The organism is Glutamicibacter soli, assembly GCF_052322135.1.
Lineage (GTDB): Bacteria > Actinomycetota > Actinomycetes > Actinomycetales > Micrococcaceae > Glutamicibacter > Glutamicibacter soli.
Genome location: NZ_CM125969.1, coordinates 88,900 through 102,027 on the forward strand (window position 1 = coordinate 88,900; position 13,128 = coordinate 102,027).

Sequence of the window (13,128 nt, forward strand, 5' to 3'; positions counted from 1 at the left end):
TCGAAGCGTGACTGAAGAAAATCTGATCGACCAGCCGCGCATCGCGGCAGCCGTGCGCGAAATCCTGTTGGCCATCGGCGAGGACCCGGACCGCGACGGCCTGCAGGACACCCCCAAGCGGGTGGCCAAGGCCTACGCGGAATTCTTCGCCGGGCTGCACCAGCGTCCCGAAGAGCACCTGTCCACCACCTTCGACATCGAGCACGACGAGATGGTGCTGGTGAAGGACATCGCGTTCTACTCGACCTGCGAGCACCACCTCGTGCCGTTCTACGGCCGCGCCCACATCGGGTACATCCCGGGCAAGTGCGGCAAGGTCACCGGCCTGTCCAAGCTGGCCCGGCTGGTGGAGGTCTTCGCCCGCCGCCCGCAGGTGCAGGAACGGCTGACCACGCAGATCGTGGACGCCCTGGTCGAGCACCTGAACCCCTCCGGCGCGATCGTCGTCGTCGAATGCGAACACATGTGCATGTCGATGCGCGGCGTGCAGAAGCCGGGCGCGAAGACCGTGACCAGCGCGGTCCGCGGCCAGCTGCGGGAAACCGCCACCCGCGCCGAAGCAATGAGCCTGATTCTCGGAAGGTAACCCCCTATGTCTCTTGGAGCAATCCCGGGCACCGGTCCGGCCACCAGCCCGTTGACCGTGATCCGCAAGATCAAGCAGAAAACCTTTGCCGACCTGCCGACCGACCGCACCCTGGTCATGGGCATCCTGAACGTCACCGAGGACTCCTTCTCCGACGGAGGCGCCTACCTGCAGCGCGAGGCAGCCATCGCGCAGGGCCTGAAGCTGCTCTACGCCGGCGCCGACATCATCGACGTGGGCGGGGAATCCACCCGCCCCGGCGCCGCCGCGGTGGACCCGGAGATCGAGCAGGAGCGCATCCTGCCGGTCATCGAGGCGCTGGTCAAGGCCGGTGCGGTGGTCTCCGTGGACACCATGCACGTGGACACCGCCCGAGCGGCCATCGCCGCCGGCGCGCACCTGATCAACGACGTCTCCGGGCTGACCTACGAGCCAGGCATGCCGGAGCTGATCGCGCTCACCGGTGTTCCCTACGTGCTGATGCACCGCCGCGGCACCGCGCAGAACATGGTCACCCAGGCCAACTACCAGGATGTGGCAGCCGAGGTGCTGGCCGAGCTGCGCGCGCTGCGCGACGACTTCGTGGCCCGCGGCGTGAAGCCCGAGCAGATCATCCTGGATCCGGGGCTTGGCTTCGCCAAGGACGCCGCGCACAACTGGGCGCTGCTCAAGAGCCTGCAGGCCTTCGAGGACCTGGGCCACCGCGTGCTGGTCGGCACCAGCCGCAAGCGCTTCCTGGGCGAGCTGCTGGCCGAGGGCGGCGCTGCGCGCGAACCGCTGGGCCGCGACGCGGCGACCCTGGCCACCACCGTGCTGGCGGCCGCCGACGGCGCCTGGGCGGTGCGCGTGCATGACGTGCAGGGATCGCGCGACGCCCTGAAAGTCGTGAAGGCCCATGGACCGAATTAGCATTTCCGGGATTTCCGCGATCGGCTACCACGGCGTTTTCGACTTCGAAAAGCGCGACGGGCAGAGCTTCGTCGTCGACGTGGTGCTGCACGTGGACATCTCCCGCGCGGCGGCCAGCGACAACGTCGCCGACACCGTGCACTACGGCGAGGTCAGCGAGCTGGTGGTCGCCCAGATCCAGGCCGGTCCCTGGGACCTGATCGAGAAGCTCGGCAGCGAGATCGCCGAGGCGATCCTGGCCGCCTACCCGACCGTGGCCACCGTGGAGGTCGTGGTGCACAAGCCGCAGGCGCCGATCCCGGTGCCGTTCAGCGACGTGAGCATTTGCCTGGTCCGCCACCAGACGCTGCACACCGCGGTCATCGCGCTGGGCGCCAACCTGGGCGACCCGCAGGCCACGCTGGCCGCCGCCGTGGCCGAGCTCGGCGAGGAAGTCCAGATCCTGAAGGTCTCCCCGCTGGCTGTCACCAAGCCCGTGGGCGGCCCGCCGGACCAGCCGGACTACACCAACCAGGTCATCGAGGTGCGCACGCAGCGCTCCCCGCATGAGCTGCTGGATCTGTGCCAGCGCATCGAGGCCGCGCACCACCGCACCCGCGAGGTGCGCTGGGAGGCGCGCACGCTGGATCTGGACCTGATCACCTACGACCACCTGGTGCTCGAGGACCCGAGGCTGACGCTGCCGCATCCGCGCGCCGCCATCCGTGGCTTCGTGCTGGCCCCGTGGAGCTGGATGGACCCGGACGCCGTGCTCGGCGGCCAGCTGGTCTCCCGGCTCGCGCAGCAGGCGGCGGACACCAAGGACATCATCCGGCTATGACCCGGCTGAAGGTTCTCTCGCTGGTGTGGTGCACCCTGCTCGGGGCGGTCCTGGGCTGGGTGGCGCTGCGCCTGTTCGTCGCGGCGGGGCATTCAACCCCGGTGCTGGACTACACGGCGCTGTATTCGCTCGGCGCGGTGTGCGCGGTGGTGCTGTTCCTGGGCATCCGGGTCAAGCGCTCGACCCTGGGCAAGGCCCACTTCGACGCGATCGCCGCGGCCCGCACCCTGGTGCTGGCCCAGGCGGCGGCCTACGCCGGCGCGCTGATCACCGGCTGGCATCTGCCGGCGCTGGTCAACCTGTGGGTGAACGCCGGCGCCTCGCCGAGCCTGACCCGCGCCATCGTGCTGGCCGGAGCCGGCCTGTTCATGGTGGTCATCGGGTATGTCGTGCAGCACCTTTGCAAACTTCCACCCGAAGATCCGGAGGACAATACCGATGGAATCGCCGATGGAACGGTCACCGAATGACTTCCGGCCGGTCGCTCCCGAATACTTCACCGTCAAGCTGATCGGCTGGGCGCTGAACACCGCCCTGTACCTGCTGATCGCGCTGGTGCCGCTGATCCTGCGGCTGTTCGGCGTGCAGACCCCGAACTGGCTGGCCATCGTGCCGCCGCTGGCGGTGCTGCTCGTCGCCCTGCTGGTGCTGCGCCTGCTGCGCCGCCGAGTGCGGGCGCTGGGCTACCTGGAGCGCGAGGAGGATCTCGTGGTGCGCTCCGGGGTGATGTGGCGCAAGCAGCTGGTCATCCCCTACGGGCGCATGCAGTACGTGGAAGTCACCAGTGGTCCGCTGGAACGCAAGTACGGGCTGTGCAAGCTCACCTTGAACACCGCCTCCGGCTCCGCCACCGCAGTGATCCCCGGCCTTGGGCAGCGCACCGGCGAAGACCTGCGCGAACGGCTGAGCGCCGCGGGCGAAGCGAAGATGTTATGACCGACCAGTGGCAGCGGGTCCATCCGGCCAGCCCGTTTGTGCGCGGCTGGGTGGCCATCGTGGGCCTGGCCTACATCTACTGGCAGAACACCAATGACCTGACGCTGGCCGAGCGGCTCAGCGGCGAAAGGCTGCGCTGGACCGTGGTCATCGGTGCGGGAGCGCTGCTGGTGGTGCTCGTGTTCTACGCCCTGTCCTGGTATTTCACCCGCTACATGATCACCCCGAGCCACGTGTACGTGAACTCCGGGATGATCTTCCGCAGCCAGAAGCAGGCGCGCATCGACAGGGTGCAGGGAATCGAGGTGGCGCAGCCGCTGGTGGCCCGGCTCCTGGGCCTGGCCGAACTGCACTTCGACGTGGCCGACGGCAGCCAATCCATGCTGCGGCTGTCCTTCCTGCGCAAGGCCGACGCGCAGCAGCTGCGCGCGCTGATCCTGGACCGGGCGCACGCAGCCCGGGGAGGCCAGGCGCAGCCGGACGTGCCGGAAACGGAACAAGCTCCCCACGACGTCGCACCGGCCGGTGCCGCGCCGGAGACCGGTGTGCTGATGGCCAAGGTGCCCCACGGCAGGCTGCTCGCCTCCCTGTTCCTGCGCATGCCCACCATCATCGGCCTGCTCAGCGCGCTGGCCCTGGGCATCATGACGCTCAGCGGCATCGGCGGCATGGTGGCCGGCTTGATCCCGGCGCTGCTGGCCTTCGGCGGCTGGTTCTACAAGGAGCTGAACAACTCCTGGAACTTCAGCGCCGCGGCCACGGACACCGGGCTGCGCGTCAGCCGCGGCCTGGCCGACACCCGCCAGCAGTCCATCCCCGCAGGCCGCGTCCAATCCATCCAAGTCACTTCCCCGGCCCTGTGGCGGCTGCTGGGCTGGTACCGCGTCGAGGTCAACGCGCTGGGCGTCGGCTCGCAGGAGGAGGCCCAGAACCTGCTGGTGCTGCCGGTCGGGGACTTCGACGCGGTTGCCCGGGTCATGGGCATCCTGTTGCCGGACCTCGGGGTGGAGAACCAGCGCAAGGTGCTGTTCACCGCGATCAACTCCGGAGGCGAGGAGCACGGATTCACGCTGTCCCCGCAGCGGGCCAGGCCGCTGTCACCGGGGGCGTGGAAAAACCAGGGGTTCCTGGCCACCGACACCACAGTGATTACCCGCTACGGCTGGCTCGCCCGGGTCACCGCCTTCACCGCGCACAACCGGGTGCAGGGCCTGATGCTGCGCCAGGGCCCGCTGGAGCGCCGCCGGCAGCTGGCGGGGCTGCGCATCTACAGCGCCGGCGGCACTGTCACCGGCTACATACAGCAGGTGGATGCCCAAATCGCTGGTAAGTTCTTTGAGGAACAATCCCGCCGCATCGCCGGCAGGTAATTTTTCGTCGCGGAAGGTAGGACGTGGACGCACCACGCTTGGGAATCGGCATCATCTCCGCCGGCAAGGTCGGCACGGTGCTCGGCGCCGCCCTGGCCGCCAGCGGCCACCGGATCACCGGAATCCATGCGGTCTCGCAGGATTCGAAGGACCGCGCGGACGCGCTGCTGCCCGGGGTCGAGATCCTGGACCCGGCAGAGATCCTGCGGCGCAGCGAACTGGTGCTGTTCGCCGTGCCCGACGACGTGCTCGGCGAACTGGTGGCGGGGCTTGCCGCCGCAGGGCACTTCACCAGCGGGCAGCTGATTGCCCATACCGCCGGACGCTACGGCACCGGGATCCTGCAGCCGGCGCTGGATACCGGCGCCTTTGGGCTGGCCATCCACCCGGCCATGACCTTCACCGGCATGAGCATGGACCTGCAGCGGTTGACCGACTGCGTCTTCGCGGTGACTGCCGACGAGATCATGCTGCCGGTGGCCCAGGCGCTGGTGGTGGAGATGCGCGGGGAGCCGGTGGTCATCGCCGAGCAGGACCGCGTCAGCTACCACGCGGCGCTGGCCCACGCCGCCAACCACCTGAACACCATCACCGCGCAGTCCGCGGACATGCTGCGCCGCATCGGTGTCGAAGAGCCGTCGAATACGCTGCGCGCGCTGATGTACGCGAGCCTGGACAACGCGCTGCGCTCGGGAGCCGGTGCGCTGACCGGCCCGGTGTCCCGCGGGGACGTCGGAACGGTGCAGGCGCACCTGTCCGCGCTGGAATCCGATCCGGCGGAAACCAACGACAGCTACCGCAGCCTCTCGCGCGCCACCGCGCTGCGGGCGGCCGCCCGGGGCCTGATATCCCAGCCGACGCTTGAGGAACTGCTGCGAGTTCTAGAATAAGAGGGTGAAAACCCCAAAAATCGTCAAGACCCGCAGCGAATTGAAGGCAGCCATTGCCGAAGCAAACCCGGGGTCCCTGGGCTTTGTCCCGACCATGGGCGCCCTGCACGACGGGCACGCGTCGCTGTTCAAGGCGGCCCGCGAGGAAAACGAGCTCGTTGTCATCTCGGTCTTCGTGAACGAGCTGCAGTTCAACGACGCCGCCGACTACTCCAAGTACCCGCGCACCCTGGACTCCGACGTCCAGCTGGCCGCCGGCGCCGGCGTCGACATCGTGTTCGCGCCCGAGGCGCAGGAAATCTACCATGCGGGGCTGCCGCTGATCCGGCTGAATTCCGGTGCACTGGGCGAGATGTACGAGGGCGCCTCCCGCCCGGGGCATTTCGACGGGATGCTGGCCGTGGTGGCCAAGCTGCTGCACCTGGCCGACCCGCGCCAGGGCGAATACCGCGCCTACTTCGGGCAGAAGGACGCCCAGCAGGTCGTGCTGATCCAGCGTATGGTCGCCGACCTTGACTACGCGGTGCAGCTGCGTTCGGTGCCGATCGTGCGCAGCGAAAAAGGCTTGGCGCTGTCCAGCCGCAATGCGCTGCTCAACGAGGAACAGCTGCAGGCCGCCCTGGTGCTGCACCGGGCGATATCGCTGATCGCCGGCCGGGCAGCCCGCCACGAGCCGCTGAACCTGGAGGACGCCATCGGCATGTTCCAGATGGAGCCGCTGGTGGAGCTCGACTACTTCGTGGTGGTCGATCCGGCCAACCTGCAGGAACTGGCGTTCAACTGCCAGGACACCCCCTTCACCGGGGAGGGGCTGATCCTTGTCGCCGCCACCGTGGGCGGCGTGCGGCTGATCGACAACCAGCCGATCTAGGCGAAGCGCTGGGCGGCGTCCGACAGGATCCTGCGGAAGCCTCCCAGCTCGGCCAGCACCTCGGCGCAGGTTTCCTCGCGCTGGACGAATTCCACAGCTTGGCCCGCATAGACGGGGGCCAACGCCACGTCCGCCTCGGCGCGGGCGCGGACCATGCGTTCGCGCAGTTCCTCGGTGGCTTCCAGGGACACGAGGTCATCGGCGTAGCGGTTGCTGAAGTCATTGGCCAAGGCGCGGCCGCCGAACTCAGGGGCCCACGGCAGCTGCTGGGCTATGTCGAAGGCCCGGGTGTAGACGGTGTCATCCAGCCCCGAAGCGCGCACCGCCGCTTTCAGGTTCTCGTGTCCGCTGGCTTCCTTGGTGGACAGGAACCGGGTTCCGATCCAGGCCGCTTCGGCGCCGGCGGCAAGCACTGCGGCGATCCCCGCAGCGGTTCCGATGCCGCCAGCCGCAATCACCGGCTTCTGCGTCTGGGCGCAGGCCAGTTGCAGCAGCGGCAGCGTCCCGGATTCATTGCGGCCGTGTCCGCCGCCTTCGCCGCCCCGGGCGATGACGATGTCGATGTCGTCCTGCAGTGCACGTTCCAGGTCTGCGGCGTTGCCAACCTGCATGGCTGTCAGCACGCCCGCTTCGTGGGCCAAGGCCGCGGCGCGGGTGACATCGCCGAAGCTGATTGAAACCAGCGAGGGGCCGTACTCGAGAAACGATTCAAGCGGTGACAGGTCCGCCTCCAGCGCCCAACCCATGAAGCCGACACCCCAGGGAGTGTCGATCTCCGACACGTGGGATGCCTGGGCCTTGATCCACTCGGCAGTGGGCGCCGGGGAGACCCCGATCATCCCGACCCCGCCGGCCGCGCTGACGGCAGCGGCCATGGCACCACCTGCGGCTCCTGCCATGGAAGCATTGAAGATTGGTTCACGGTATCCAAGAAGTTTCTGCAGGTCGCTCATACGCCCAGACTAGAACAGCACCATGAATGTGACCTAGAACGCGGCCCGCCGATTTGAAACATCCGAAAATGACCTGTATAGTTTTTATCTGTTGCCGCAAGGAAAACAGCCCGAAATACACGAGCTGTTCACGCGGTGGCCAATCACTTTTCACTTGAAGATTTCGATCGATTTTGATCGGCTCACGAAGTCTGGTAAGCTTGAAAAGTTGCTCCGGAGCGAAGCAGCTCGAACCCTTCGGGTTCGGGATGCGGTGTCGAGAGTGTTTGTTGTTTGAGAACTCAATAGTGTGCCAAGTTTGTTGATACCAAATTATTTTTTGTTTGGTGAATACGAAACATTTTGCTTGGGATGATGCACCCCCGTGTGTTGTTCCGAGTGTTTTTATTCGCCAGGATTTCATCACCACGTGTGGCCCCGTCTTTTTCCGGTGGGGTTGTGGTGGCTTTTTGTTTTTTATGGAGAGTTTGATCCTGGCTCAGGATGAACGCTGGCGGCGTGCTTAACACATGCAAGTCGAACGATGAAGCCCAGCTTGCTGGGTGGATTAGTGGCGAACGGGTGAGTAACACGTGAGTAACCTGCCCCTGACTCTGGGATAAGCCCGGGAAACTGGGTCTAATACCGGATATGACTTTTGACCGCATGGTTGAGGGTGGAAAGATTTATCGGTTGGGGATGGACTCGCGGCCTATCAGCTTGTTGGTGAGGTAATGGCTCACCAAGGCGACGACGGGTAGCCGGCCTGAGAGGGTGACCGGCCACACTGGGACTGAGACACGGCCCAGACTCCTACGGGAGGCAGCAGTGGGGAATATTGCACAATGGGCGCAAGCCTGATGCAGCGACGCCGCGTGAGGGATGACGGCCTTCGGGTTGTAAACCTCTTTCAGTAGGGAAGAAGCGAAAGTGACGGTACCTGCAGAAGAAGCGCCGGCTAACTACGTGCCAGCAGCCGCGGTAATACGTAGGGCGCAAGCGTTATCCGGATTTATTGGGCGTAAAGAGCTCGTAGGCGGTTTGTCGCGTCTATCGTGAAAGTCCGAGGCTCAACCTCGGATCTGCGGTGGGTACGGGCAGACTAGAGTGATGTAGGGGAGACTGGAATTCCTGGTGTAGCGGTGAAATGCGCAGATATCAGGAGGAACACCGATGGCGAAGGCAGGTCTCTGGGCATTTACTGACGCTGAGGAGCGAAAGCATGGGGAGCGAACAGGATTAGATACCCTGGTAGTCCATGCCGTAAACGTTGGGCACTAGGTGTGGGGGACATTCCACGTTTTCCGCGCCGTAGCTAACGCATTAAGTGCCCCGCCTGGGGAGTACGGCCGCAAGGCTAAAACTCAAAGGAATTGACGGGGGCCCGCACAAGCGGCGGAGCATGCGGATTAATTCGATGCAACGCGAAGAACCTTACCAAGGCTTGACATGTTCCAGATCGCCTCAGAGATGGGGTTTCCCTTCGGGGCTGGTTCACAGGTGGTGCATGGTTGTCGTCAGCTCGTGTCGTGAGATGTTGGGTTAAGTCCCGCAACGAGCGCAACCCTCGTTCCATGTTGCCAGCGGGTTATGCCGGGGACTCATGGGAGACTGCCGGGGTCAACTCGGAGGAAGGTGGGGATGACGTCAAATCATCATGCCCCTTATGTCTTGGGCTTCACGCATGCTACAATGGCCGGTACAATGGGTTGCGATACTGTGAGGTGGAGCTAATCCCTAAAAGCCGGTCTCAGTTCGGATTGGGGTCTGCAACTCGACCCCATGAAGTCGGAGTCGCTAGTAATCGCAGATCAGCAACGCTGCGGTGAATACGTTCCCGGGCCTTGTACACACCGCCCGTCAAGTCACGAAAGTTGGTAACACCCGAAGCCGATGGCCTAACCACCTTGTGTGGGGGGAGTCGTCGAAGGTGGGACTGGCGATTGGGACTAAGTCGTAACAAGGTAGCCGTACCGGAAGGTGCGGCTGGATCACCTCCTTTCTAAGGAGCTAACCAGTTTTGGTTGCCCATGTCTGTGCCCGAGTGTGGTGCAGGTGGGTTGCTCGAGGGTGGAATGTCAATGAACTCAACACTGGGAAACGGGTTTTCGAGGGCGATCGTGTGGTTGTTTTCGGGGGTTCGGGTGTTGGCATGGTTTGTGTTGTGTGGCGTGTGTGGTTTAGTACGCAGTGCCGGCCCTCTTGTGGGGTTGGTGGTGTTGGAAGGGCGCATGGGTCATGGGATGCGAATGGGTATGTTTGGTGCACTGTTGGGTTTTGAGGCAACAAGCCTCCTGGCCGCCTGGTCCCTTTGCGGGGTGTGGTGGTTGGGTGCTTGGTGTTTCGGTGTTTGTCCTGTGTCTGCTGGCATGGTGTCCTGGCTGGTCCTTTTGGGGCTGGTGTGTGGGGTGCTGTTGTTGGGGGTGCGGGGTTGTTGTTTGGGAACTGTATAGTGAACGCGAGCATCTTGCAGACAAGATGAGTTGCACGTGCCTGTCCTGGGTGTGTGTGGTGTTTGAGTCTTGTTTGTAGTGATTTTGTTGATTGTTTTATAGCTCAATTTTTGAGAACTTTGTTTTGTGTTGAAGTTTTTAAGGGCGCACGGTGGATGCCTTGGCATCAAGAGCCGATGAAGGACGTGGGAATCTGCGATAAGCCTGGTGGAGTCGATAACCGGACGTTGAGGCCAGGATTTCCGAATGGGGGAACCCCGCACCATGTTATGTGGTGTGACCTGCAGCTGAATGTATAGGCTGTGTGGAGGGAACGCGGGGAAGTGAAACATCTCAGTACCCGCAGGAAGAGAAAACAATAGTGATTCCGTTAGTAGTGGCGAGCGAACGCGGATGGGGCTAAACCGGTTGGTGTGTGATAGCGGATAGGCGTTGCATCATCGGGGTTGTGGGGTCCACATGTACCAGTTCTATCTACGCTGGTGGGATGAGGTGCAGGCGTATAGGTGAATCGGTTGGAATGCCGGACCAGAGAGGGTGATAGTCCCGTAGGTGTAATGCGTGTCTGCCGTTCTTGTGTGGATGCCCGAGTAGCACGGGGCCCGTGAAACCTTGTGTGAATCTGCCAGGACCACCTGGTAAGCCTGAATACTACTTGATGACCGATAGTGAATCAGTACCGTGAGGGAATGGTGAAAAGTACCCCGGGAGGGGAGTGAAATAGTACCTGAAACCGTGCGCTTACAATCCGTTAGAGCAGCCACTTGTGGTTGTGATGGCGTGCCTTTTGAAGAATGAGCCTGCGAGTTAGTGTTACGTCGCGAGGTTAACCCGTGGGGGGAAGCCGTAGCGAAAGCGAGTCTGAATAGGGCGAGTCAGTGGCGTGATCTAGACCCGAAGCGAAGTGATCTACCCATGGCCAGGTTGAAGCGCGTGTAAGAGCGTGTGGAGGACCGAACCCACTTCAGTTGAAAATGGAGGGGATGAGCTGTGGGTAGGGGTGAAAGGCCAATCAAACTTCGTGATAGCTGGTTCTCCCCGAAATGCATTTAGGTGCAGCGTTGCGTGTTTCTTGCTGGAGGTAGAGCTACTGGATAGGCGATGGGCCCTACAAGGTTACTGACCTTAGCCAAACTCCGAATGCCGGTAAGTCAGAGCGCAGCAGTGAGACTGTGGGGGATAAGCTTCATAGTCGAGAGGGAAACAGCCCAGAACGCCAACTAAGGCCCCTAAGCGTGTGCTAAGTGGGAAAGGATGTGGAGTTGCTGTGACAACCAGGAGGTTGGCTTAGAAGCAGCCACCCTTGAAAGAGTGCGTAATAGCTCACTGGTCAAGTGATTCCGCGCCGATAATGTAGCGGGGCTCAAGCACACCGCCGAAGTTGCGTCATTCAAACATGTCATTGGCCTTTGTGGTCCAGTGGTTTGGATGGGTAGGGGAGCGTCGTGTGGACGGTGAAGTCGCGGTGGAAACCAGCGGTGGAGGCCACACGAGTGAGAATGCAGGCATGAGTAGCGAATGACGGGTGAGAAACCCGTCCGCCGAATGATCAAGGGTTCCAGGGTCAAGCTAATCTGCCCTGGGTTAGTCGGGACCTAAGGCGAGGCCGACAGGCGTAGTCGATGGACAACGGGTTGATATTCCCGTACCGGCGAAGGACCGCCCATACTGAGCAATGGATGCTAACCATGACGGATTCCAGCGTTGATGCCTTTTAGGTGTCTTGTTGGTTGGTGTGGTGGGAACCGATGTTGTGAGGTCAGCGTATTAACAGGTGTGACGCAGGAAGGTAGCCGAGCCAGGCAATGGAATTGACCTGGTCCAAGGGTGTAGGAAGAACGGTAGGCAAATCCGCTGTTCATTGTTTCTGAGACCTGATAGGCGCCCCGTTTGTGGGGTGATTCGGTGATCCTATGCTGCCTAGAAAAGCATCGGCGCGAGGTCCCAGTCCGCCCGTACCCTAAACCGACACAGGTGATCAGGTAGAGAATACTAAGGCGATCGAGAGAATCATGGTTAAGGAACTCGGCAAAATGCCCCCGTAACTTCGGAAGAAGGGGGGCCTGCCCCGTGAACCACCCTTGCGGTGGGGAGGCGGGTGTGGGCCGCAGAGACCAGGGGGAAGCGACTGTTTACTAAAAACACAGGTCCGTGCGAAGTCGCAAGACGATGTATACGGACTGACTCCTGCCCGGTGCTGGAAGGTTAAGAGGACCGGTTAGCACACTTGTGTGCGAAGCTGAGAATTTAAGCCCCAGTAAACGGCGGTGGTAACTATAACCATCCTAAGGTAGCGAAATTCCTTGTCGGGTAAGTTCCGACCTGCACGAATGGAGTAACGACTTCCCCGCTGTCTCAACCATGAACTCGGCGAAATTGCAGTACGAGTAAAGATGCTCGTTACGCGCAGCAGGACGGAAAGACCCCGAGACCTTTACTATAGTTTGGTATTGGTGTTCGGTGCAGCTTGTGTAGGATAGGTGGGAGACTGTGAAGCTCGGACGCTAGTTCGGGTGGAGTCATCGTTGAAATACCACTCTGGCTGTACCGGTCACCTAACTTCGGACCATGATCTGGTTCAGGGACAGTGCCTGATGGGTAGTTTAACTGGGGCGGTTGCCTCCTAAAATGTAACGGAGGCGCCCAAAGGTTCCCTCAGCCTGGTTGGCAATCAGGTGTTGAGTGTAAGTGCACAAGGGAGCTTGACTGTGAGAGTGACAGCTCGAGCAGGGACGAAAGTCGGGACTAGTGATCCGGCGGCACCTCGTGGAAGGGCCGTCGCTCAACGGATAAAAGGTACCTCGGGGATAACAGGCTGATCTTGCCCAAGAGTCCATATCGACGGCATGGTTTGGCACCTCGATGTCGGCTCGTCGCATCCTGGGGCTGGAGTAGGTCCCAAGGGTTGGGCTGTTCGCCCATTAAAGCGGTACGCGAGCTGGGTTTAGAACGTCGTGAGACAGTTCGGTCCCTATCCGCTGCGCGCGTTGGAAATTTGAGAAGGGCTGTCCTTAGTACGAGAGGACCGGGACGGACGAACCTCTGGTGTGTCAGTTGTACTGCCAAGTGCATCGCTGATTAGCTACGTTTGGAAGGGATAACCGCTGAAAGCATCTAAGCGGGAAGCCTGCTTCGAGATGAGATTTCCATCCACCTTGTGTGGGTGAGGCCCCCAGCTAGATTACTGGGTTGATAGGCAGGATGTGGAAGCAAGGACCAAAGACTTGTGTAGCTGACCTGTACTAATAGGCCGATGGCTTACAACACACTATCTAAACTGTGTGTCGACAAAATACGTTTTTCTGATTGTTCGCGTTCACTATGCGGTTACGAGACAACAACCTCGAACCACAAAATAAGA

The 13,128-nt window shown here is 62.1% G+C and carries 9 protein-coding genes and 2 rRNA genes; 10 read left to right on the forward strand and 1 reads right to left on the reverse strand.

Annotation, left to right across the window (positions count from 1 at the left end):
• The first annotated feature begins 7 nt into the window (after positions 1-7).
• From folE to panC, 8 genes are read left to right on the forward strand one after another with little or no spacing between them, the layout of a single operon-like run.
• Positions 8-586: a GTP cyclohydrolase I FolE gene (folE, locus tag ACTX90_RS00445; RefSeq protein WP_443442682.1), complete on the forward strand. Its 579-nt coding sequence runs from the start codon at positions 8-10 to the stop codon at positions 584-586.
• 6 nt (positions 587-592) lie between these two features.
• On the forward strand, positions 593-1,495 hold the full coding sequence (gene folP / locus ACTX90_RS00450) for a dihydropteroate synthase (RefSeq protein ID WP_047119036.1): 903 nt from the start codon (positions 593-595) through the stop codon (positions 1,493-1,495).
• Positions 1,482-2,315 (forward strand): 2-amino-4-hydroxy-6-hydroxymethyldihydropteridine diphosphokinase, encoded by an 834-nt coding sequence (gene folK / locus ACTX90_RS00455; protein ID WP_047119037.1) that lies wholly within the window; start codon positions 1,482-1,484, stop codon positions 2,313-2,315. Before folP ends, folK begins: the two co-directional genes overlap by 14 nt.
• Positions 2,312-2,785, forward strand: coding sequence for a DUF3180 domain-containing protein (locus ACTX90_RS00460; RefSeq protein WP_047119038.1), 474 nt, complete (start codon positions 2,312-2,314; stop codon positions 2,783-2,785). The genes folK and ACTX90_RS00460 overlap by 4 nt, the downstream gene beginning before the upstream one ends.
• Positions 2,766-3,251: a PH domain-containing protein gene (locus ACTX90_RS00465; protein WP_443442683.1), complete on the forward strand. Its 486-nt coding sequence runs from the start codon at positions 2,766-2,768 to the stop codon at positions 3,249-3,251. The genes ACTX90_RS00460 and ACTX90_RS00465 overlap by 20 nt, the downstream gene beginning before the upstream one ends.
• Positions 3,248-4,621 (forward strand): PH domain-containing protein, encoded by a 1,374-nt coding sequence (locus tag ACTX90_RS00470; protein ID WP_053797143.1) that lies wholly within the window; start codon positions 3,248-3,250, stop codon positions 4,619-4,621. The genes ACTX90_RS00465 and ACTX90_RS00470 overlap by 4 nt, the downstream gene beginning before the upstream one ends.
• 23 nt (positions 4,622-4,644) lie before the next feature.
• Positions 4,645-5,511 carry a Rossmann-like and DUF2520 domain-containing protein gene (locus tag ACTX90_RS00475; RefSeq protein ID WP_047119041.1) on the forward strand — a complete coding sequence of 289 codons (867 nt, stop codon included), beginning with the start codon at positions 4,645-4,647 and terminating at the stop codon, positions 5,509-5,511.
• 4 nt (positions 5,512-5,515) lie between these two features.
• Positions 5,516-6,382, forward strand: a complete 867-nt coding sequence (panC, locus tag ACTX90_RS00480) for a pantoate--beta-alanine ligase (RefSeq protein WP_047119042.1) — start codon at positions 5,516-5,518, stop codon at positions 6,380-6,382.
• On the opposite strand, the gene ACTX90_RS00485 is transcribed toward panC, so the two are convergent.
• Entirely contained in the window at positions 6,379-7,335 is a 957-nt protein-coding gene (locus tag ACTX90_RS00485) for an NAD(P)H-dependent flavin oxidoreductase (protein WP_053797144.1), read from the reverse strand. The genes panC and ACTX90_RS00485 overlap by 4 nt on opposite strands.
• 455 nt (positions 7,336-7,790) lie before the next feature.
• Here ACTX90_RS00485 and ACTX90_RS00490 point away from each other — a divergent pair.
• Positions 7,791-9,316, forward strand: a 16S ribosomal RNA gene (locus tag ACTX90_RS00490).
• Positions 9,317-9,895: 579 nt separating this feature from the next.
• Positions 9,896-13,034, forward strand: a 23S ribosomal RNA gene (locus tag ACTX90_RS00495).
• Together the 16S and 23S rRNA genes form the textbook arrangement of a ribosomal RNA operon.
• Positions 13,035-13,128: the final 94 nt, after the last annotated feature.

Bases quoted from the DNA above. Each gene is read 5' to 3' on its own strand.
- folP (WP_047119036.1), top strand. From the start codon at position 593: ATGTCTCTTGGAGCAATCCCGGGCACCGGTCCGGCCACCAGCCCGTTG.
- folK (WP_047119037.1), top strand. From the start codon at position 1,482: ATGGACCGAATTAGCATTTCCGGGATTTCCGCGATCGGCTACCACGGC.
- ACTX90_RS00460 (WP_047119038.1), top strand. From the start codon at position 2,312: ATGACCCGGCTGAAGGTTCTCTCGCTGGTGTGGTGCACCCTGCTCGGG.
- ACTX90_RS00465 (WP_443442683.1), top strand. From the start codon at position 2,766: ATGGAACGGTCACCGAATGACTTCCGGCCGGTCGCTCCCGAATACTTC.
- ACTX90_RS00470 (WP_053797143.1), top strand. From the start codon at position 3,248: ATGACCGACCAGTGGCAGCGGGTCCATCCGGCCAGCCCGTTTGTGCGC.
- ACTX90_RS00485 (WP_053797144.1), bottom strand. From the start codon at position 7,335: ATGAGCGACCTGCAGAAACTTCTTGGATACCGTGAACCAATCTTCAAT.